Annotated in this window: 19 protein-coding genes and 1 tRNA gene; 10 read left to right on the forward strand and 10 right to left on the reverse strand. The window is 70.9% G+C overall.

Annotation, left to right across the window (positions count from 1 at the left end):
* Window positions 1–72 precede the first annotated feature (72 nt).
* On the forward strand, window positions 73–1,140 hold the full coding sequence (gene hisC, locus WBN91_RS05185; RefSeq protein ID WP_337722772.1) for a histidinol-phosphate transaminase: 1,068 nt from the start codon (window positions 73–75) through the stop codon (window positions 1,138–1,140).
* Here hisC and WBN91_RS05190 read toward each other — a convergent pair.
* From WBN91_RS05190 to WBN91_RS05200, 3 genes are all read right to left on the reverse strand, one after another.
* A complete protein-coding gene (locus tag WBN91_RS05190) occupies window positions 1,137–1,889 on the reverse strand; it encodes a sulfite exporter TauE/SafE family protein (protein WP_337722773.1) in 753 nt (250 codons plus the stop codon). The two genes, hisC and WBN91_RS05190, sit on opposite strands and share 4 nt — an antisense overlap.
* A gap of 137 nt (window positions 1,890–2,026) precedes the next feature.
* A complete protein-coding gene (locus tag WBN91_RS05195) occupies window positions 2,027–5,209 on the reverse strand; it encodes a carboxypeptidase-like regulatory domain-containing protein (RefSeq protein ID WP_337722775.1) in 3,183 nt (1,060 codons plus the stop codon).
* Between the two features lie 134 nt (window positions 5,210–5,343).
* Window positions 5,344–6,288 carry an SMP-30/gluconolactonase/LRE family protein gene (locus tag WBN91_RS05200; RefSeq protein WP_337722776.1) on the reverse strand — a complete coding sequence of 315 codons (945 nt, stop codon included), beginning with the start codon at window positions 6,286–6,288 and terminating at the stop codon, window positions 5,344–5,346.
* An 84-nt stretch (window positions 6,289–6,372) separates the two neighbouring features.
* On the opposite strand from WBN91_RS05200, the gene WBN91_RS05205 reads away from it, so the two are divergent.
* Complete coding sequence (locus tag WBN91_RS05205) at window positions 6,373–6,804, forward strand: MarR family winged helix-turn-helix transcriptional regulator (protein ID WP_337722777.1); 432 nt, start codon at window positions 6,373–6,375, stop codon at window positions 6,802–6,804.
* A 30-nt stretch (window positions 6,805–6,834) separates the two neighbouring features.
* On the opposite strand, the gene ypfJ is transcribed toward WBN91_RS05205, so the two are convergent.
* Complete coding sequence (gene ypfJ / locus WBN91_RS05210) at window positions 6,835–7,737, reverse strand: KPN_02809 family neutral zinc metallopeptidase (protein WP_337722778.1); 903 nt, start codon at window positions 7,735–7,737, stop codon at window positions 6,835–6,837.
* Window positions 7,738–8,353: 616 nt separating this feature from the next.
* Window positions 8,354–10,075: a bifunctional metallophosphatase/5'-nucleotidase gene (locus WBN91_RS05215; protein WP_337722779.1), complete on the reverse strand. Its 1,722-nt coding sequence runs from the start codon at window positions 10,073–10,075 to the stop codon at window positions 8,354–8,356.
* Between the two features lie 134 nt (window positions 10,076–10,209).
* On the opposite strand from WBN91_RS05215, the gene WBN91_RS05220 reads away from it, so the two are divergent.
* Entirely contained in the window at window positions 10,210–10,680 is a 471-nt protein-coding gene (locus WBN91_RS05220) for a MarR family winged helix-turn-helix transcriptional regulator (protein WP_337722780.1), read from the forward strand.
* Window positions 10,681–10,759: 79 nt separating this feature from the next.
* Here WBN91_RS05220 and WBN91_RS05225 read toward each other — a convergent pair.
* The 3 genes from WBN91_RS05225 to WBN91_RS05235 form a co-directional block, all read right to left on the reverse strand.
* Window positions 10,760–10,846 (reverse strand) — tRNA-Ser (locus tag WBN91_RS05225).
* 435 nt (window positions 10,847–11,281) lie between these two features.
* Entirely contained in the window at window positions 11,282–12,823 is a 1,542-nt protein-coding gene (locus tag WBN91_RS05230) for a M28 family metallopeptidase (protein ID WP_337722781.1), read from the reverse strand.
* A 78-nt stretch (window positions 12,824–12,901) separates the two neighbouring features.
* The gene (locus WBN91_RS05235; protein WP_337722782.1) at window positions 12,902–13,534 is read right to left on the reverse strand and encodes a GNAT family N-acetyltransferase; all 633 of its coding nucleotides are present in this window, start codon (window positions 13,532–13,534) and stop codon (window positions 12,902–12,904) included.
* 57 nt (window positions 13,535–13,591) lie between these two features.
* Here WBN91_RS05235 and WBN91_RS05240 point away from each other — a divergent pair, with 57 nt between their 5' ends.
* The gene (locus WBN91_RS05240; protein WP_337722783.1) at window positions 13,592–14,557 is read left to right on the forward strand and encodes an NAD(P)H-quinone oxidoreductase; all 966 of its coding nucleotides are present in this window, start codon (window positions 13,592–13,594) and stop codon (window positions 14,555–14,557) included.
* Window positions 14,558–14,610: 53 nt separating this feature from the next.
* Here WBN91_RS05240 and WBN91_RS05245 read toward each other — a convergent pair whose 3' ends face one another.
* Together WBN91_RS05245 and WBN91_RS05250 are read right to left on the reverse strand one after the other, a co-directional pair.
* On the reverse strand, window positions 14,611–15,252 hold the full coding sequence (locus tag WBN91_RS05245; RefSeq protein WP_337722784.1) for a class I SAM-dependent methyltransferase: 642 nt from the start codon (window positions 15,250–15,252) through the stop codon (window positions 14,611–14,613).
* Between the two features lie 11 nt (window positions 15,253–15,263).
* Window positions 15,264–16,463 carry a cysteine desulfurase-like protein gene (locus WBN91_RS05250; protein ID WP_337722785.1) on the reverse strand — a complete coding sequence of 400 codons (1,200 nt, stop codon included), beginning with the start codon at window positions 16,461–16,463 and terminating at the stop codon, window positions 15,264–15,266.
* Between the two features lie 150 nt (window positions 16,464–16,613).
* Here WBN91_RS05250 and WBN91_RS05255 point away from each other — a divergent pair, with 150 nt between their 5' ends.
* From WBN91_RS05255 to WBN91_RS05280, 6 genes are all read left to right on the forward strand, one after another.
* Window positions 16,614–17,141, forward strand: coding sequence for a bacterial proteasome activator family protein (locus WBN91_RS05255; RefSeq protein WP_337722786.1), 528 nt, complete (start codon window positions 16,614–16,616; stop codon window positions 17,139–17,141).
* Window positions 17,142–17,229: 88 nt separating this feature from the next.
* Window positions 17,230–18,105, forward strand: coding sequence for a class I SAM-dependent methyltransferase (locus WBN91_RS05260; RefSeq protein WP_337722787.1), 876 nt, complete (start codon window positions 17,230–17,232; stop codon window positions 18,103–18,105).
* 48 nt (window positions 18,106–18,153) lie between these two features.
* Window positions 18,154–19,065, forward strand: a complete 912-nt coding sequence (wzm, locus tag WBN91_RS05265; RefSeq protein WP_337722788.1) for a galactan export ABC transporter permease subunit Wzm/RfbD — start codon at window positions 18,154–18,156, stop codon at window positions 19,063–19,065.
* A 16-nt stretch (window positions 19,066–19,081) separates the two neighbouring features.
* The gene (wzt, locus tag WBN91_RS05270; protein ID WP_337722789.1) at window positions 19,082–19,897 is read left to right on the forward strand and encodes a galactan export ABC transporter ATP-binding subunit Wzt/RfbE; all 816 of its coding nucleotides are present in this window, start codon (window positions 19,082–19,084) and stop codon (window positions 19,895–19,897) included.
* Window positions 19,898–19,901: 4 nt separating this feature from the next.
* Window positions 19,902–20,801: a galactofuranosyltransferase GlfT1 gene (glfT1, locus tag WBN91_RS05275; protein ID WP_337722790.1), complete on the forward strand. Its 900-nt coding sequence runs from the start codon at window positions 19,902–19,904 to the stop codon at window positions 20,799–20,801.
* Between the two features lie 76 nt (window positions 20,802–20,877).
* A complete protein-coding gene (locus tag WBN91_RS05280) occupies window positions 20,878–21,093 on the forward strand; it encodes a hypothetical protein (RefSeq protein ID WP_337722791.1) in 216 nt (71 codons plus the stop codon).
* Window positions 21,094–21,246 lie beyond the last annotated feature (153 nt).

Genomic DNA, 21,246 nt, shown 5'->3' on the forward strand with positions numbered 1-21,246 from the left:
CCAGACGGCTGGTATGCCCCATCCGGGTCTTGAGCGGCTAACGTCCTGGTCAGAACCGGAAGGAGCACTTGGATGACCGTGCGAACCCGCGCAGACCTCTCCGCGCTACCCAGTTACGTGCCCGGCAAAACCATCCCCGGCGCGATCAAGCTGGCGAGCAACGAGGTGTCGGCCGGACCGCTGCCCAGCGTGGTGCGGGCGATCGCGGACGCGGCCACCGCCGTGAACCGCTACCCCGACAACGCCGCCACCGACCTCGTGGCGCGATTGGGCGACAAGCTCGGTGTGGCGCCGGAGCGGGTGGCCGTGGGCTGCGGCTCCGTGACGCTGTGCCAGCAGGTGGTGCAGGCCACCTGCACGGAGGCCGACGAGGTGGTGTTCCCGTGGCGCTCCTTCGAGGCGTACCCGATCATCACCCAGGTCGTCGGCGCGGGGCAGGTGCGCGTGCCGCTGACCGCCGGGCACGGGCTCGACCTGGACGCGATGGCCGCCGCGATCACGCCGAAGACCCGGCTGGTGTTCCTGTGCAACCCCAACAACCCGACCGGCACGGCGCTGCGCACCGAGCAGATCGAGGCGTTCATCGAACGCGTGCCGCGCGACGCTCTGGTCGTGGTCGACGAGGCCTACCGGGAGTTCGTGGACGACGACGCCATCCCGGACGGGGTGGAGCTGGCCAAGCGGCAGTGGGCGGCGGGCCGGGACAACGTGGCCGTGCTGCGCACGTTCTCCAAGGCCTACGGCCTGGCCGGGCTGCGCGTGGGCTACGCCGTGGCGTCGCCGGAGGTGGCCGAGACGCTGCGCAAGGTCTACGTGCCGTTCAGCGTGAACGCGCTGGCGCAGGTGGCCGCGATCGCGTCGCTGGACGCCGAGGACGAGTTGATGGCGCGGTGCCGGGCGATCGTCGGCGAGCGGGCGCGGGTCCGGTCGGAGCTGATCGCCGCCGGGTTCGAGGCGCCGGAGTCGCAGGCGAACTTCGTGTGGCTGCCGCTGGGCGACCGCACCGCCGCGTTCAACGAGCACTGCCTGGCGCACAAGGTGGTCGTGCGGGCGTTCGTCGGTGACGGGGTGCGCGTGACGATCGGCGAGCCGGAGGAGAACGACGCCTTCCTGGCCGCCGCGAAGTCCTTCCAGTTCTAGTCCTTCACCAGCAACTGGACGATGGCCGCCACTCCCACCAGCACGATGACCGCCCGCAGCGCGGTCGGTGGGAGTCGGCGGCCGACCTTCGCGCCGATCTGCCCGCCGATCACCGAGCCGACCGCGAGCAGTGCCACGGCGAGCCAAGCCACGTCGGCGATGAAGATGAACAGGATGCCCGCGACGAGGTTCACGAACGCGGTGAGCACGTTCTTGAGGGCGTTCATGCGCTGGAGGTGCTCGTTCATGAGCACGCCCATCAACCCCATCACCAGAACGCCTTGCGCCGCACCGAAGTAGCCGCCGTAGATGCCCGCGAGGAACACGCCGACCCACAGCGACAGGCCGCCGTGCTCGTGCCGTTCCCGTTCGGCGAGCTTGCGGTTGAGCCAGGGTTGCAGCACCACGAGGACGAGCGCGACGGCGATGAGGACGGGCACGATCGCCGAGAACGCCTCGGCCGGCAGCACGACCAGCAGCACCGCGCCCACGATCCCGCCGAGGATCGAGGCGGGCAGCAGCCGCTTGACCCGGCCCGCCTGCCCGCGGAGTTCGCGGCGGTAGCCCCACGCGCCGCTCAACGACCCGGGGACGAGCCCGAGGCTGTTGGACACGTTCGCGGTGACCGGCGGGTACCCGACCGCCAGCAGCACGGGGAAGGTCACCAGCGTGCCCGACCCGACCACGGTGTTGATGCCGCCCGCGAACACCCCGGCGAGGACGACGAAGACCGCTTCCCACGTCGTCACGTCCACCCCCAACTCGACAAGTTGTTTAGCGACGCTAACACTCCGCGCGGCGGAACGCGGTGTGGCCCGCACGACAGGGCCTCGCACGACAGAGGGGGCACGGCCCGTCCAGGCCACGCCCCCTCCGCTCACTCACTTCAGGCCGTGCGGCGCCTGCCCGTCACCACGGCGACGAAGCCCAGCGCGAGCACCAGCAGGCCCAGCAGCCCGAGGGTGATCACGCTCGCCCCGGTGTCGGCCAGCCGGGTGCCGGTCTGCGCCTGACCACCGGTGCCGGCCGCGGCGTTGGGGTCGCCGGGGACGGTCGGGACACCCGGCGTCGTCGGCGGCCACGGGTCGGCCACCTCCGGACCCGGGTCGACGTACACGTTCTGCGGGTAGGTGCTGCCCGAGACGACCTGGAACAGCGGCAGCTGCCGGTTGACCCGGACCTTCCACGGCCCGACGACGACCGGCGTGTACCAGCCCACCGCGAGGTCCGGGAACGTGAACGCGCCCGAGTCGTCGGCCACGGCCTGCGCGACCGGCTCGTCGGTGAAGTGGTCCAGCAGGACGACCTTCACGCCCGGCACCGGCTGGTAGGGGTACTCGCCGGTCAGCACCTGGCCCTTGGTCGTCCAGACCTCGCCGGTCACCGCCGCGATGTCGTGCGCCGACGGGAGGCCGTCGCCCCGGACCGGGCCGAACTCGCAGCCCAGCCCGACGACACCGGACTTCGCGGCGTACTCCGGGATGGCGGTGAGCACGTGGAACTCGCTCGTCGCCCCGGAGGGCACGACCACGCCCGGACCGTTGTCCGCGAACGGTCCCCACTCGGGGCCGTTGGTGGGGATGCCGAGCTCGCCGGCGCAGAACACCTTCACCAGCACGTCGGGACCGGTGTTGGTGAAGGTGAGCTTGACGTCGATCTTCTCGTCCTTGTGGTAGCGCTCCTTGTCGAACTCCAGCGACGCGGTGAGCGTGTTGGACAGAGGACGCACCAGGCCGATCTCGACGGTGGTGGTCTTGCCGCCCTCGACCACGAGCTTGTTGTAGAAGTCGAGCGGCACGGCCCAGCCGGTGTCCCTGGTACCGATGCGGACCTCGTGCGTGCCCGCCGTCGTGCCGGTGGCCCGGTAGCGCCCGGAGCCGTCCGTCTTGCCGCTCAGCGAGCGGCTCGGCACGCCACCGTAGAGGGAGACCTCCAGGTCGGGCAGCGCTTCGCCCTGGTCGAACGCGCCGTTGCCGTTGGCGTCCCCGTAGACCAGGAACTCGGCGTCACCGGTCTGGAACGCCACCTTGGCGGTGAGGTCGACGGTCGGGTTGGTCCCGCCCGGCGGGCCGGACCCGACCGAGCCCTTCAGCCGCACGGTGTCGCCCCCGAGGTACGGGCTGATCGTGCCGGTGACGGTGAGCTCGACGAACTCGCCCGGCCACAGCTCGACGCCATACCCGCGGTCACCCCGCAACGGCGCGAACTGCCCGCGGTCGTACTCCAGGCCACTGGCCGTGCCGTAGTCCTCGTACCAGTGCGCGCTGGTGCTGCCGAGGGTGCCGGTGTTGGCGACCTTGATCCGGGCCGTCCACACGTCGCGGACGTCGTACACGGCCTTGTCGAAGGACGCGGTGACCTCCAGCTTCGGCGACCACCTCGGCTCTTCGACCTTCGGCCCGGCCTTCACGCGGAACGCCGGTCGCGCCACGCCGCCCCGGGGGACGTCCACGACGAACTCTGCGCCGTCCTCGGGCTGGAACTCGCCCAGCACCAGGAACTTCGTCGGGCCGGAGACGACCCGGGCCATCCGCCAGCGGCCGTCCGCGTCGGCGTAGGCGCGGTCGACCGCCAGCCCGCTGCGCTGGTCGAGCGCGACGATCGTCGCGTCGAGCGGGCGCTCGGTGTCGCCCTCGTCGAGCACCAGCGTGCCCTCGACCGTGCCGTAGCGGCCGTTGACGTCGGCGGTGTCGGACGCGCCGCGGTAGCCCTGGGTGTTGCGGCCGTTGTCGCCGAACTCGCAGTTGACCTGGACCCAGCCCTCGTCGTACGCGGCCTGCGGCACGACGTCGGTGACCGTCAGGGTCTTGGTCTCGCCGGCGGCCAGCGTGAGGCCGGGGCCGTCCGGGTTCAGCGGCGCCCACGACGGGCCGGTGCCGGGCAGGCCGGGCACGTTGCTGAACGTGCCGCACACCGCGACGACACCGCTCAGCGGCTGGGTGCCCGCGTTCTTGACGGTGATCTTGACCTTGACCGGGTCGCCGGCGTTCACGTACGGGTCGTCGAGGAACTCGACGGTGGGCTCGATGACCTGCGAGACCGGGTTGACCAGCGGCACCAGCACGGTCCGCGTCTGGTTCGCGACGACGTCGAACTCGGCGAAGCCCGGCGCGGGCACGCGCGGTTCGGGGTAGTTGGTCCGGATCCGGTAGTGGCCGGTGGTCGCGCCGGTCCACTTGATCGTGCCGTCTGCCCCGGACGTGCCGCTCAGCCGCTTAGTGTCGGTCTCGCCGTACGCGAAGAGCTGGACACCGCTGCGGCGCTCGCCCTCGTCGGCCTGGCGGTTGCCGTTGTCGTCGTTGAAGACCACGACGTCCACCGAGCCGCGCTCGCGCAGCACGCGCGCACGGGCCTGGAAGTAGTTGTCGTTCGGGTTCGCGTCGACCAGCGGGTACCGCTGCGGGCCGTACCACGTCTCGATCTGGAAGAGGAGGTCGTTCGAGCCGGAGTCGGCGACCTGGCGGGCCACCAGGTCGTAGGTGCGGCGCTCGCCCGGGACCAGCTGGGGACCGGGCACCTGGTGCAGCTCCGGCCCACCGGAGCGCAGCTCCAGCCAGCCGCTGCTCTCGCGGAGCCGGACGTCGGTCGCGGTGACCTTGCCGACGTTCTCGACGGTGACGCGGATCTTGATGTCCGCGTCGACCTCGTACTCGGCGCGGTCGAACGCGGCGGTGACCCGGAGGTCGGGCAGCGGCGGCGCGGCCTGCGCGTCCAGCTCGTCCTCGAAGACCTCGGCCTTCTTCTCGGCCGGGATCTCCGGCGCCTGCTCGGCGGGCTTGGTCTCCGCCGGCGCGCTGGGCTCCGTGGTAGTGCTCGGCGTCTCCGACGGCGTGGCGGACGGGGTGTCCGACGAGGTCGGGGTTTCGGTGGGCGTCGGGCTCTCGGTCGGCGTCGCCGTGTCGGTCGGCGTCACGGTTTCCGTGGTCGGCGGCGGGGTGGTGGGCTCGGTGTCCTGCGCCCACGCGGTGGTGCCGCCGAGGGCGACGGCGAGCGCCAGTGCGCCCGCCGTCGCCGTTCTGAGGATCTTCGTGCGCGCACGCGGGCGCGCGCCAGTGCCATGACTGGGCAAGGGTCTTTCCCCCCGGTAGAGATTTTCTGCCCGCCGCGGGTGGCCGACGTCCCCCGAGCCGCCGCCGAGCGGGTGGTCATTTCTTTCCGGGCGGAACCTACTGGACGGGAAAGATCAGGAAAAGGGTTTCCCCGTCACAGTTCGCGCAGGGTGAAGGTGTCGGACGTCGTGCCGGCCAACAGGGCACCGATGTTGCCGTCCACGGCGTAGCTGCCGTGGGGCGACCGGGCGATCGTGGTCGGTTCGTCGTCGCCCCAAGGAGCGGTGCGGCGGGTGGTGTGGGCGGTCTTCCAGTTGTCGTGGGAGCGCAGGACGGTGACGGCGTTGGTGCCGGGTGCGCCGAGCGAGTTGGTGACCACGGCGAGGGTGCCGTCGGGGCGCAGGTCCAGGCCGTCGGCGCCGGTCAGGTCCCGGTCGGTGGTGATCTCGGTGAAGGCGGACGGGTTGTCGACGGGGATCTTGAAGAACGTGCCGGTGTCGTAGCGGCCGGCGATCAGGAAGCCCGCCGGGTGCCAGACGATGCCGTTGAGGCCGATCGAGGCGCTGCCGAAGCGCGCGTCGCGGTGCAGGACGGTGGCGCGGCCGTGCGGGTCGACGCGGTAGATCGCGTCGGAGGCCGGGTCGGTGACGTAGGCGTTGCCGCGCCGGTCCACGGCGACGTCGTTGGCGCCGTGCCTGCCCTCGCCGATCGCGAGGTCGACGAAGTGCAGCAGGCGGCCGGTGACCAGGTCGTAGACGGCCAGGCCGGAGGACTTGTAGGTGGTGTCCGGGGTGGAGCGGGGGCTCAGGCCGAGGTCGGCGAAGGTGACGTAGAGCTTCGTGCCGACGGCGTGGACGCCCAGGGTGGACACCATGCGCGGGTCGTGCACCAGGGTGCGGGTGGTGCCGTCCGGGCGGACGACCTCGACGGTGCCGCGGCGGACCGAGCCGACCAGGAAGGCCCGGCGGACCGGGTCCCAGGTGATCCCCTCCGGGTGGAGTTCGGTCGAGTGACCGGTGACGACGTGCGGGCTCGGGGTGGCCTGTGCCGGTGCGGCGACCAGGAGGAGGACCGCGACCAGGGCGATCAGGAAACGCATATTGCTCCGTCCTCGTAGGTTAGTACGAGCACGAAGTTAGATCAGAGCTCTGATATCCGTCAACGGGTTATTACGATGGCGGGCATGGGCATGCCGTTCGAGGAGCGCCTGGGCGGCGACATCAAGCACGCGGAACACGCGTTGATGCAGGCCAAGCAGCAGGCCGTCCGGCCGTCGGGACTGACCGTGGCGCAGTACGCGACCCTGCTGGTGCTCAGCGAGAACCCCGGCGTCTCGGCGGCCGAACTGGCCCGGAAGTGCCGCGTCACCCCGCAGACGATGACGACGATCCTGCGCAACCTGGAAGCGGGCGCCCTGATCGCCCGCGTACCGCACGAAGTGCACCGCAACGTGCTGGAGACCCGGCTGACCGAGGCCGGGCGCGGCGTCTTCGAGACCGCGGACGCGCGGGCCTCGGCGGTGGAGCGGCGGTTGGCCGACGAGTTCACCGACGAGGAGCGCGCGACCCTGCGCGCCCTGCTGGCCCGTGCGGTCCGGGTGCTCGGCTCGGACTAGAGAGGGCTGGTCGAGGGCTGGAAGTCGGGGTCAGCCCAGGTTGTCGGTGTCGAAGGTGTTGCAGCGCGCCGGGTCGCCCGTCTCGTAGCCCAGCGTGTACCACTTCTGGCGCTGCGCCGACGAGCCGTGCGTGAACTGGGTCGTGTCGACCCGGCCGCCGCCCAGCTCGCGCTGGATGAAGTCGTCACCGATGCGGGCCGCCGCGTCCAGGGCCGCCGCGATGTCCTCCTGCGTGACACCGGTGATCAACGGCTTGCCGGAGGCGGTGGGGATGGTCGTGGCGTGGTTGGCCCAGGCGCCGGCGTAGCAGTCGGCTTGCAGCTCCAGCCGGACGGCGTCGGACTTGGGTCCACTGCGGGTGCGCACCCGGTCCGAGGTGCCCAGCAGGTTCTGGACGTGGTGGCCGTACTCGTGGGCCAAGACGTAGGCCTCGACGAACGGGCCGCCCGTGGCGCCGAACTTCTGCTGCAACTCCTGGAAGAAGTTCAGGTCGATGTAGACCTGCGCGTCGGCCGGGCAGTAGAACGGGCCGACCGCGGAGGTCGCGTTGCCGCAGCGGGTCTGGACGCCGCCGGCGAAGAAGTTGGTCTGCGCCCGCTGGTAGCTGTTGCCCGAGCGCGCGAACTGGTCGGTCCAGAAGCCCTGGATCGAGTTGATGAACGCGACCGCGCGGCAGTCGGCCTCGCGGTTGGCGTCCGCGCCGGTCTTGCACTTGGTCGCGATGGCCTCGGAGCCGACCTGCTGGTCGCGGCCGACGTCGGAGAAGCCCGAGCCGGTGGGCAGCTCCACGCCGCCGCCGAGCTGGGAGAGCACGAAGTAGATGATCAGGCCCACGATCCCGAGCCCGCCGCCACCCAGGGCGACGCGACCGCCGACCCCGCGCTGGTCGCTGACCTGTGACGTGTCGAGCTCGGCGTCCTCGTTGAACTGCACGCTGTCCTCCAACCGCGCACCCCTGGGGCGGGATCACGATAGCCGCCCTCGGGTACCCGCGATCGACAGCGCGGACACCGTGTCGGTGAACGATTGGGGGGTAGCGCGGACGAGCCCGGGTGCGGAGCCCGACGTCGCCGGCACCGCACCCGGGTTTCTTCCCTATGTGGAGTGACGTGTTCCGCGGCCGTCTACGAGGTGGCGTGGACCTCGGCCGGTGCCGACGTGCGAGACGGCACCAGGATTCGCACCGGGGTCAACAGCGTCGTACGCGTCGATCACGCCGGAAGCGCCGCGCGCTCGAAACCTCGTGGGAACCGCTCACGATCGCGACCGGGACGATCTGCACCATCCCACCCGCGGGGTTGCGGCCGAACGCGGATCGTCACAGCGAGGACTTCTCTGCACCGCACCACCTACCCCTTCCGGGCGTGCCGTCCGAGGTCCTTGCTGGGATCACCTCGCGGCAGGTCCACCTCAAGGATGCGCTTGATCGGCCCGTTATTCAACCGTTCCGCATCGCCCTGAACTGGTGAAACGATCCTCATCCGTCTCAGTGGGACGGTGGTCGCGCGCTGTGAGCGGACGTGGCCCCGCCCGCTCACAGCGCGTGGCCTCACGCCACGGTCGTGATGCGCCCGAGTGCCGGAGCGGTCACGCCGGGGTGCGCGGCGAGGTACCCGGTGAACGCGTCCAGGTCGATGCCGCCACCGGTGATGTTCGTGCCGCCGGTGAAGGTGGAGAACCCGTCACCGCCGCCCTGGAGGAACGAGTTGATGGTGACCCGGTAGTTCGCGGCCGGGTCCAGCGGAGCCCCGTTCAGGACGATGTTCGACACCTTCGAGCCCAGCGGCGCGCCGGCCGACCAGGTGTAGGTCAGGCCCGACGACGGCTGGAGGACGATCTGCCGGGTCGCGCCGTTGACGACCTGCCACTGCTGCTCCAGCGCCGCCTTGATCTGCGTGCCGGTCAGGGTGACGGTCTGGAGGATGTTGCCGAACGGCTGGACGGTGAACGCCTCGCCGTAGGTGACCACGCCGTCGCCCTCGCCGGCGGGCGAGCTCGCGAAGGTCAGGTCGGCCCGGACGCCACCGGGGTTCATCAGCGCCAGGACGGCGCCGTTGCCCTTGGTGGCCTCCAGCTGCGAGTCGGCGATCAGGTAGCCCAGCGGCATCTCGCCCGCGGGGTTCGCCGCCCGGACGATGTCCGCGCCGATGGTGCCGATCGGCCTGTTGGCGATCGGGCCGGACTTGGACTTCGCCAGGTCGATGATGGCCTGGATCTCCGGGTCCGCCGCCACGTCGCGGGTGACGACGTGGTTGCGCGCCTTGGTCTCCGAGCGGATGACGTCGCGGCTGCGCTTGTCGATCTTCAGGTCGACCACGGACAGCTCGCGGCCGAACGCCAGGCCCTCGATGAACGGGCGCGGGTTGCCCGCCGGGTCGGTGACCGTGCAGTTGTAGTGCTGGTGGCTGTGGCCGGAGAAGACCGCGTCGATCTTCGGCGACACGCTCTCGGCGATGACCTGACCCGGACCCTTGGTGGCGCCCAGCTTGCAGTCGTCGGGGCCGCCGCCCTGCGTGTTGTCGCCCTGGTGGATGAGCAGCACGATGGTCTTGACGCCCAGCCAGTCGAGCAGCTTCGCGTAGCGGTCGGCGGCGGCGATCTCGTCGCCGAACTTCAGCTCCTTGATGCCGTTCGGGTCGACCAGGATCGGGACGTCCTTGAGCGGCATGCCGATGAAGCCGATCGGGACGCCGTCGCGGAACTCCACCCAGAACGGCGGCAGCGCGGGCATGCCGTTCTTGGCCAGGGTCACGTTCGCGCCCAGGATCGGGAAGTTCGCGCCGTCGTAGGTCTCGCGGAACTGGCAGCCGTCCACCGGGTGGCAGCCGCCGCGCTGCATGCGCAGCAGCTCCTGGTAGCCCTCGTCGAACTCGTGGTTGCCGGCCGCGGTGGTGTCCATGCCGACGGAGTTGAGGACCTCGATCGTCGGCTCGTCGTGGAACAGCGCCGACACGATCGGCGACGCGCCGATCAGGTCGCCCTGGCCGACGATGACCGAGTTGCGCACCTGCGCCTGGAGGTTCTTGATGTGCGTGGCGTTGTACGCGGCGCCGCCCGCGGTGACCTGGGTGCCGTCCGACAGCGTGACCCGCCCGGACGAGCCGGAGGGCGGCTCGATGTTGCCGTGCAGGTCGTTGATGCCGATCAGGCGGACGTCCACCGTGCGCGGGGCCTTGTCGTCGGCCTGGGCCGGCGCCTGCGCGAGGGTGACGGCCAGCCCGGACACGGCGGCGAGCGCGAGCGCGGCCGTGGTCCGTCTGAACGAGGTCATAAGGGGTTCCTCCCTGACGGCGCCCCGGTAGGAGGGCGCACCAAGGTCAGGGAGTTTGCCTTTCCAATCTGACGTGCACCAGACATGTGTGTGGATCGCCCGTTAACGGAGTTGCGCGGGCATAGCCTGGAGGGGTGACTGAGCAGCAGCCGCGGTGGCTCGACGACGGTGAGATGCGGGCGTGGCGGAACTACGTGGTCGGCGCGTCCATGCTGGCGGACCGACTGCACCGCGAACTCCAGGACCGGCACGGCGTGTCCCTGGCCGACTACGAGGTGCTCGTGCGCCTGTCCGAACAGCGGGGCCTGCGGATGCGGATGTCCCAGCTCGCGGACGAGGTGGCCTCCTCGAAGAGCCGCGTCTCCCACCAGGTCGCCCGCATGGAACGCGAAGGCCTCCTGGTCCGCCGCGAGTGCCCGGAGGACGGCCGCGGGGTGTTCGCGGAACTGACCGACAAGGGCATGCACACCCTGGAGGGCTCGGCGCCGACGCACGTCGAGGGTGTCCGGGAACACATGATCGACCTGCTGTCCCGCGAGGAGCAGGAGGTGCTGGCGAAGGTCTTCGACCGGGTCATCACGCACCTGCGCGGCCTGGACGGCTGACCGGGCGAACCTACGGCGTTCAGGGGAACCGCCCCGCACCCGGTCGGGTTCGAGGCGGTCCGCCGGTCGCCGGCACTTGCGGTAGCGGTGGGATTCGAACCCACGGAGGGGGTCAACCCTCGCACGTTTTCAAGACGTGATCCTTCGGCCGCTCGGACACGCTACCCAGCGCCTGCCAGGGTAGCCGAGGGGTGCCGGCCGGACGTTCCCGGCGGGGCGTTGACCCCTTGGCCGGTGGCGGTGTTCCGGCGACCGCCGGGCGCTCCCGGGTCGAACACGGCGGCGAGGGGTGCGGCCGGTCCTCTTCGGACGGTCGCACCCCTCGCGCGCGGGTCACGCGGGTGTGCAGCAACGCGCCGACGCCGCCCACCAGGGCCGGCAGGCCGAGCGCGCTCGCACCGGTTTGCGCCAGCCGCCGGCGGGAGGCGTCTGGCCGCCCGCCGCCGGGGCTGGACCGGGGTCACGTCCTCATCGGGCACGGGGAACGGACGGGGCCGGTGGTCGGCCGTGACGGTCAGCCAAACGATCTTCTGCCGGTGGGAAAAGGAAAAGGGCCGAACCCACCGGAGCGGGTTCGGCCCTTCACGCCGGAGCTAGGCGGTCACTCCGTCGCGTCGTGCGTGTGGTGTTCCTCGTGGTGCTCGTCGAGGGACAGGGTGCGGGCGGCTTCGGCTCGGACGGTGGCGCGGGAGGCGCGGGAGGGGACGCCGTTCACGTCTTCCGTGCTGATCGCGTAGACCGCCGTCACCCAGGCCAGGGCGTCGGAGTTGCGGTCCAGGGCCACTCGGTCGATGTTGCCCAGGGTGTCGCCGACCTGGTGGTAGTTCGGGTCGTAGGCGATGCCCGCCCGGCCGCCCCACTTCGCCACCTGGGCCTCGGTCTTGAGGACCTCGGCGCCGGTGAACAGGCCGCCGGCCGGGATGCCCTGGCGGATGAACTCGCCGTAGTCCGAGCGGCCGGTGAAGTCCGTGCCCTCGACCTGGATCTGCTTCTCCACCGTCAGGTAGTCGGCGAACGCCTTCTCGATCTGGGCCGAACCGTAGGGGCCGGGGCCCGCGCCGACGCCGTCGGAGTTGTCGCCGTCGTAGATGAAGTAGCCGGCGTTCGGCGAGCCGATCATGTCGAAGTTCAAGTACAGCGCGATGTCCAGCTGCTGCTCGAACGTCAACCCCTTCACGTACGCGGTCGAGCCGAGCAGGCCCAGCTCCTCCGCGCCCCACCAGCCGAAGCGCACGGCGTTCTTGACGTTCGGGGAACCGCCGAGCTTCAGCGCGGTCTCCAGCAGGCCCGCCGAGCCCGAGCCGTTGTCGTTGATGCCGGGACCGGCCGCGACGCTGTCCAGGTGGGCGCCCGCGAACACGACGTTGTCGGCGCGGCCGGTCTTGGTCTGGGCGATCACGTTGCGGGACACGCGGTCTTCGGCGTGGTAGCGCAGGTCCACCGTGACCGGCTGGCCGGCGGAGGCCGCGAGCGCGGTGCCGTCGGCCTTCGAGACGCCGCCGGTCGGGACCACGCCGGGCGAGCCGAGCGTGACGCCGGACAGCTTGCCGTCGATGTTGTTCGAGATGATCACGGCGATGGCGCCCGCGGCGGCGGCGTTGCGGTGCTTGATGTCGAACGTGCAGCCGCCGCGGCGGATCAGGGCGACCGACCCGGTGAAGTCCTGGCCCGCGAAGTCGGTCGCCTCGCAGCCCGTCGAGCCGTCCTCCGGCACGACGCGCAGCGGCCCGGTCACGCCACCCACCGGGGTCTGCGGCGAGAACGTCAGCGGGATGTTCTCGTAGGTGGTCGTGCCGACCTTCGCCGTCGCCGCGTCCGTCACCTGCACCTGGTAGGTGAACTCGGGCGTGGTGACGTCGAAGCCCGCGCCGCGCAACTTGCCCGCGACATACTCGACGCTGGCGTCGTAGCCGGGCGTGCCGGCCGCGCGGTTGCCGCCGTTGCGGTCGGCGATGCGCTGGAAGGCGATCAGGTGGCGGTTGACCCCTTCCACCGTGACGCCGCGGGTCAGCTTGTGGGCCAGCGCCGGGCCGGGCAGGGCCGTCGTCGCGGGTGCCGCGTCGACGGCCGGAGCGGCCACGAAGGCGAGGGACGCGGTCGCCGCGGCGATCGCCGCGCGGCGCATCCGGGTTCTACCTGACATGGTCGAGTTTCCCCTTCACTCGGATGCCGAACCCTCACCCGGTGACGTGCCGAAAGCAATCCGTCACTCGGCGGGTTCTCAGCCCGTGAGCAACCGCAGGCACTGCGTGACGCCCGTCACCCCCAGGTCCCAGTCGGGCCGGACGAGGTCGTCCCGGTCCAGCACCAGCCGGGTCTGCTCGGCCCGCTGACCCCGGCGGACCTGCACGAGGGTGCCGTCCGGCCGGTAGCCGAGCTTGCGGCTGACGGCCAGCGACGCCGGGTTGTCCACGAACGCGCTGGACCGGGCCGTGCGAGCGCCGAGGTGGTCGAACGCGAACACCAGTACGGCCGCCCGCATCTCGGTGCCCAGGCCGACGCCCTGGTGCCGACGCCCCAGGTAGGAGCCGGTGGACACCTCGCCGGTGACCGCGAAGTCGTGCCCGACCAGGGTCTGCTCGCCGATCACCCGACCGTCGCGGCGGACCAGGAAGTTCACCGCCCACCGGCCCGGCCGCTGCTCCGCCCGCACGGACCAGTGGTACTGGAGGGCGTTGGTCCCGAGCCGGTCGCGCGGCGCGTCGGTCCACTCGACGCCGAAGGGCATCTCGTCGGGCGGGTGGATGCCGTCCAGGATCACGTCGACGAGCTCCAGCAGGCCCTCGTCGTCGTCCGGGCGCAGTTCGAGGCGGGGTGTGCGCAGCACCAGGTGCCGGTAGGGCCAGGGGTCCATGCCGGTCGATGGTGGCGGGCGCGGCGACGCCGGGGCCACCGGATTACGTTGAGGGCCATGCACGCGATCACCATTCGTGAACCCGGCGGGCCGGACGTCCTGGAGTGGGCCGAGGCGCCCGACCCCGTCGCCGGACCCGGCGAGGTGCTGCTGGACGTCGCCGCCACCGCGGTCAACCGGGCCGACCTGCTCCAGCGGCAGGGCCACTACCCGCCGCCGCCCGGCGCGTCGGAGGTCCTGGGCCTGGAGTGCTCGGGCACGGTCGCCGCGCTCGGCGAGGGTGTCACAGGGTGGGCCGTGGGCGACCGGGTGTGCGCGCTGCTCGCGGGCGGCGGGTACGGGTCGAAGGTCGCCGTGCCGGCCGCCCAGCTGCTGCCCCTGCCCGACGGCGTGGACCTGGTGACCGCCGCGTCGCTGCCCGAGGTGGCCTGCACGGTGTGGTCCAACGTCGTCATGCTCGCGCGCCTGACCGAGGGCGAGACGTTCCTGGTGCACGGCGGTGCGGGCGGCATCGGCACGCACGCGATCCAGGTCGCCAAGGCGCTGGGCGCGAAGGTCGCCGTCACCGCCGGGTCGGACGAGCGCCTGGCGCGGTGCCGCGAGCTGGGCGCGGACATCACCGTGAACTACAAGACCCAGGACTTCGTCTCCGAGGTCCGGGCGGACGTCATCCTGGACAACATGGGCGCCGCCTACCTGGGCCGCAACGTCGACGCGCTCAACACCGACGGCCGCATCGTCGTCATCGGCATGCAGGGCGGGGTGAAGGGCGAGCTGAACCTGGGCAAGCTGCTGACCAAGCGCGGCTCGATCACCGGCACGGGCCTGCGCTTCCGCCCGGTCGACGGTCCGCACGGCAAGGGCCGGATCGTGGCGGACGTCCGCGACCGGCTGTGGCCGCTGATCGCGTCCGGGCAGGTCAGGCCGGTGGTGGACCGGGTGCTGCCGATCCGGGAGGCCGCCGACGCCCACCGCGCCCTGGAGGGCGGCAGCATCTTCGGCAAGGTGGTCCTGGCCTTCTAGCCCAGCGCGATCCGGGCCGCGTTCCAGCCCGGCGCGTTCCACGCCGGCGCGGTCTAGTCCACCGCGACGCCGGTGGCCAGGAAGGTGCGCGGAGTGGTCCGGAAGCGGAGGGCGAACTCCTCCGCCCACCGCACGAGCACGGTCTGCTCGTCGGGCCGTTCCGCGTCGTCCACCAGCACGGCCGCGCCGGGCGCCAGGACGCCCCGGAACACCGGGAGCGCCGGGTAGCGGGCGTCACCGAGCAGGGGGCCGTCCACCAGGAGCAGGTCCACCAGGCCGTACCGCTCGACGAACGCCGACACCTCGTCGTGCACCAGCTGCGGGTGGTACCACTGCGCGCTGCCCAGCGCGGCCGGGTGCGGGGTCAGCGGGGCCTGCACCACCCGGGCCACGTGGCCCAGGCCCTCCCGGCGCAGCTGGCTGGCCACGAAGGCCGCCGTGCGCTCGTCGTGCTCGATGGACAGCAGGTGCCCGAAACCCCGGCGGGCCAGCAAACGGGCCAGCAGGACCGAGGACGCGCCGCACCCGCACTCGACCAGCACCGTCCGCGAGCCCAGGAGCACCTCGTCCACCACCGCCGCCAGCGCGGCCGGGCGCAGCTCGTGCGGGGTGGTGGGCAGGTACTCGGTCATCAGCGGGCCGAGGCGGTGCAGTGCGGCGAGGTCGGCGAGTTCCCGGGACAGAGCGTCGTCCACCACACCTCCGGCTACCCCAGCTCGGCGACCGCCCGCACGAGTTCGTCCACCTCGACCGCGTTCGTGTAGTGCGCGAGGCCCACGCGGATCGCTCCGCCGACCTCGCCCACCCCCAGGACCGAGAACACGCCGTGCTGGCCGGAGTCCGCGAACGCGCAGACGCCGCGCTCGGCCAGGTGCTCGACGCCCTCGGTCGACTTCACGCCGGCCACCGTGAACGCCAGCGCCGGTACCCGCCGCATGGCGTCGCCGATCACCATGACGTGACGGAGCGATCGCAGTTCGTTGATGAGATTAGCCAGAAGACCCGCCTGGTACGCCTTCACCGAGGACAACGACGTCAGCACGCGCTCCCGGCGCGGCCCCACCGCGGCGTCGTCCAAACCGGCCAGGTACTCGACGGACGCCACCAGACCGGCCAGCAGCGGGTAGGCGTGCGGGCCCAGCTCCAACCGTTCGGGACCCCGCGCGCCGGGCTCCACCGCGACCGAGGGCAGCAGGTCCAGCCGGGACGGGTCGCGGAACACCAGCGCGCCCACCGGCGGCCCGCCCCAGGCGTTGGCGGAGACCGCGACCACGTCGGCGTCCATCGACGTGATGTCCAGCGGCACGAACGGGGCGGCGGAGGAGGCGTCCACCACGACCAGGGCGTCCGTGCGGCGGGCGGCCTGGGCGATCTTGGCCAGGTCCGGGCGCGAGCCCACGGACCCGGAGGCGGCGGTCACCGCGACCAGCTTGCACTTGTCGGTGACCAGCTCGTCGTACTGCCAGGCGGGCAGCTCGCAGGTCTCGATGTCCACCTCGGCCCACCGCACGACGCTGCCGGTGCGCTGGGCGGCCCGCTGCCAGGGCGCGATGTTCGACGGGTGGTCCAGCCGCGACACCACCACCTCGTCACCGAGGAACCAGCCCTCGGACAGCGCGTCGGCCAGCCGCTGGAGCAGCACGGCCGAGCTCGGCCCCAGCACCACACCGGCCGGGTCCGCCCCGACCAGGTCGGCGACGGCGCGCCGGGCCGCGTCCACGATCGCCTCGGCGCGTTGGGAGGCGGGGAAGATGCCGCCCGGTCCGGAGACCGGTGCGCGCAGCGCGGTGGAGACGGCCGTGGCCACCTGCTCGGGGACCTGCATCCCCGCGGGCGCGTCCAGATGAACCCAGCCGTCGCCGAGCGCGGGGAACAGCCCACGGACTCGTGCGACGTCGAACGCCATGCCCGCGAGACTATTGGATTGCGGAGCGCGAGACGCACGGCGGTGTTGGATTGCGCCGCCTCGGCTGAGCCGCCGGGACAGGAGCGCAGCCGTCCGACGCAGCCCTACCCGGTGCACCACGCGCCACCCGATCGGTCCAGTATTGAGCTCATGAGTGAGGCAGCTGACAGCGAGCGGCACGTGGTGGTGGTCGGGCCGGACGGGACCCCGGTGGGGGCCGCGCGGGTGCCCGCGGGCGAGGACGGTGGCCAGGACGTCACCGACCTGGTCGAACAGCCGGCCAAGGTGATGCGGATCGGCACGATGATCAAGCAGCTGCTGGAGGAGGTGCGCGCCGCTCCCCTGGACGAGGCCAGCCGCCAGCGGCTCAAGGAGATCCACAAGCGGTCCATTGACGAACTGGAGGACGGGCTCGCCCCCGAGCTGCGCGAGGAGCTCGAGCGGCTGTCCCTGCCGTTCACCGAGGACGGCATCCCCTCCGACGCGGAGCTGCGCATCGCCCAGGCCCAGCTGGTCGGCTGGTTGGAGGGCCTGTTCCACGGCATCCAAACGGCCCTGTTCGCCCAGCAGATGGCCGCCCGCGTGCAGCTGGAGCAGATGCGCGGCCGTGCCCTGCCCGCCGGGCCGTCGGCCGAGGCGCCCGAGGGCACGCACGTGCGCGGCGGCCAGTACCTGTAGCGGCATTCGGGTAACGGCCCTGGACACACGTGTGGCGTTACCCGAACGTGTGCAGCGTCTCTGACGTCGAAGTGTGAGGAGAACGGACGTGCTCGACAGAGTGCGCCACCACCCGGCAGTGGAGGAGCTGCGCAAGCGGCTCCGCGGCAAGATCCTTCGCGCGATCGACGACGTCGTGGGCCCGTACCACCGGGCCCACGACGAGCAGCTGGAACGGCTGCACCGCGAAGTGGCCGAACTGCGGGACGAGGTGCGCCACCAAGCGGGCCGCATCACCGAGGAAACCCGCAGGTTCGAGATCCGCGCCCGCCGCGACCTGGTGTTCGCGGGCGAGCGCGACGCGGCGACCGACAGCGCGCGGTTCGTGCGCGACCACATGGTGTCGGCGCCGCACTTCGAACACCCGCACGCCACGCTGGAACACGCGCTGGGCCTGGTCGAGGTGGAGGGCCTGACGCTGGAGTTCGGCGTCTTCGCCGGCACCACGCTGAAGATCATCGCCGCCGCCCGCGGCGGGGACCAGGTCTACGGCTTCGACTCGTTCGAGGGCCTGCCCGAGCACTGGCGCAGCGGGTTCCCCGCCGGGATGTTCAACGTCGACGACCTGCCCGACGTGCCCGGCGCCGACCTGGTCGTCGGCTGGTTCGACGAGACCCTGCCCGGTTTCCTCGCCGAGCACGACGGCCCGGTGTCGTTCCTGCACGTCGACTGCGACCTGTACTCGTCCACGAAGACCGTGCTGGACCTGGTCGGACCGCGGCTGGTGCCCGGCAGCGTCGTCCTGTTCGACGAGTACTTCAACTTCCCCGGCTGGCGCGAGCACGAGCACAAGGCCTGGTCGGAGTACGTGGAGCGGACCGGGACCGAGTTCCGCTACGAGGGATACACCTACGACCACGAACAGGTGATCGTGAAGGTCACCGGCGTGCCGGACCCCCGTCCGGGGTCGGTGACCGCACCGTGACAGCCCGGCGGCAGGTCTGCCTACCTGCCGCCGGTAGTCTCAACACTCGTGCAACACACGAGTACGGTCGACCGACCTGTCGTCCCCCCCGCACCCGACTCCCGCACGTTCGCGCGGGCGTTCGGGGACGTGCGCGACGCGTGGCGGCAGCGCGAGCTGTGGGGCCACCTCGGCTGGCAGGACATCAAGCAGCGCTACCGGCGGTCCGTGATCGGGCCCCTGTGGATCACGATCTCGATGGGCACCACGGCCCTCGCGCTCGGTCTGCTGTACTCGACGTTGCTCGGCCAGGAGCTGTCCACGTTCCTCCCGTACGTGACGGTCGGCTTCATCGTCTGGAACTTCATCCTCGGCGTGGTCACGGAGGGCACCGAGGTCTTCATCGCCAACGAGGGCCTCATCAAGCACCTGCCCGCGCCGATGACCGTGCACGTGTTGCGCATGGTGTGGCGCCAGGTGCTGTTCTTCCTGCACAACCTGGTCGTCTACGTCGTGGTCCTGGCGGTCTACTTCCCCGCCCTGACCAGCGAGTACAAGATGGCGGGCGACACGGTCACCCACCCGGGCGTCTCGTGGACGATCGTGCTCGTCATCCCGGCGTTCCTGCTGCTCGTGGTGAACGCCGTCTGGGTGGCGGTGGTGTTCGGCATCATCAGCACCCGGTTCCGCGACATCCCCCCGGTGATCCACAGCTTCATCAACCTGATCTTCTTCATGACGCCGATCGTCTGGCACGTGGGTGTGCTCAACAAGTTCACCGAGGGCGACGGCGGCTGGAAGATCCTGATCGCCGAGTTCAACCCCCTGTACCACTTCCTGGAGATCGTGCGGGCCCCGCTGCTCGGCCAGGTGCAGGATTGGCACCACTGGGTGGTCGTGGGCGCGTTCACCGTCGTCGGCTGGGCACTGGCGCTGGTCGCGCTGCGCAACTACCGTGCCCGCGTCTCCTACTGGGTCTGAGTGAGGCCGCCACATCATGGTCAGCATCGACGTCTGGAACGCCTCGGTGGACTTCCCGATCTTCGACGCCAAGTCGAGGTCGCTGAAGAAGCTCGCCCTGGGCAAGGTCGGCGGCAAGATCGGCTCGGAGGGCCGGGTCCCGATCATCGAGGCGCTGCACGACATCAACATCTCGCTGCGGCACGGTGACCGGGTCGGCCTGGTCGGCCACAACGGCGCGGGCAAGTCGACCCTGTTGCGCCTGCTCGCGGGCATCTACGAGCCGACCCGCGGCAGCTCCCGCATCCAGGGCAAGATCGCTCCCGTGTTCGACCTGGGCGTCGGCATGGACCCGGAGATCTCCGGCTACGAGAACATCATGATCCGGGGCCTGTTCCTGGGCATGACCCGCAAGGAGATGGAGAAGCGGGTCGACGACATCGCCGAGTTCACCGAGCTGGGCGACTACCTGTCGATGCCGCTGCGCACGTACTCCACCGGTATGCGGGTCCGCCTCGCGCTGGGCGTGGTGACCTCGATCGACCCGGAGATCCTGCTGCTGGACGAGGGCATCGGCGCGGTCGACGCGGCGTTCCTGGAGAAGGCCCGCGACCGGCTGAACGACCTGGTCAAGCGCTCGGGCATCCTGGTGTTCGCCTCCCACTCCGACGACTTCCTCGTCGAGCTGTGCAACACCGCGATCTGGATGGACGAGGGCCGCGTGAAGATGCAGGGCTCGTTGCGCGAGGTCGTGAAGTCCTACAAGGGCCGCGACCCCTACGAGCACCTCAGCCCGGAGACGCTGGAACGGATCGGCCAGTCGCCGGTGCTGAGCGGGAACGGTGGCGAGTAGGGACATGAACAGCGCATTGCCGAAGGGTTCCGTGGTCGGGGTCGTGGTGACCCGGCACCGCCGCGAGCTGCTCGCGCAGTCGCTGAAGGTCCTGGCCGCCCAGACCAGACCCCTCGACCACCTGGTGGTCGTGGACAACGGCCCCGACCAGCCGGTCGAGGACCTGGTCGAGCAGTGCCCCATCCCGACGACCTACCTGGCGTCCCACAGGAACCTGGGCGGCGCCGGCGGCTTCGCCCTGGGCATGCTGCACGCCCTGTCGCTAGGCGCGGACTGGCTGTGGCTGGCCGACGACGACGGCCGCCCCGCCGACGACCGGGTCCTGGAGGTCCTGCTGGAGGAGGCGGACCGGCGCAAGCTGGCCGCCGTCTCCCCCGTGGTCTCCAACATCGAACACCCGGACAAGCTCGCGTTCCCGCTGCGGCGCGGCCTGACCTGGAAGCGGCGCACGGCGGACCTGGGCGTGGACTTCCTGCCCGGCATCGCCTCGCTGTTCAACGGCGCCCTGTTCCGGGCCTCGACGGTCGACGTCATCGGCGTCCCGGACTACCGCCTGTTCTTCCGCGGCGACGAGGTGGAGATCCACCGCCGCCTGGTCCGCACGGGCCTGCCCTTCGGCACGTCCCTGAAGGTCGCCTACCTGCACCCGGACGGCTCGGACGAGTTCAAGCCGATGCTCGGCGGCAGGTTCCACGCGCAAGACCCGGAAAACCCGATCAAGCGCTACTACACCTACCGCAACCGCGGCTACCTGCTCTCCCAGCCCGGCATGCGCAAGCTCGGAATGCTGGAGTTCTTCCGCTTCGGCCTGTACTTCGTAGGCGTCCGAAAGGACCCGAAGGCCTTCTTCGAATGGATCCGCCTGGTCCGCCAGGGCCAACAGGAGAAGTTCTTCCGCAAGTAGCCTCTCAGCTGATGGCGGAATCGCTACCAGCGAACCCGCCTTGCCCACCGGTGACCTCACTGGTGGGCTGAGCACCATGCCTTCTGAAGCGCGTAAGAACACCTCCCTCGTACTCCACCTGGCCGCCAACCCGAACCCGATCTCGATCCGGGTGGACCAGGAGACCGCAGACGACCTGGGCCCACGCCTCATCCAGGTAGTCCGCAACGGCCACACCCAATCCATCCGCACAGCGGACGGCAAAGACTTCGTAATCAACTTCAGCCACGTAGTAGCAGCCCACTTCGACTAAAACCGAACAAATCGCGCGCAGCGCGTGCTTTTTCGGCGGAGCCGGCAAGCGGCAGTCCACCGAGGAGGACACAGCGCAACTTGGGCTTCTTGCTTGTGTCATCCCCGTATGGCCTGCCCGAAGGGCTACCACAGATTTCCCCGGGTGCAGCCA

Origin of the sequence: Saccharothrix sp. CCNWYY140, from assembly GCF_037401995.1 — a bacterium.
In the GTDB taxonomy this organism is placed as follows: domain Bacteria; phylum Actinomycetota; class Actinomycetes; order Mycobacteriales; family Pseudonocardiaceae; genus Actinosynnema.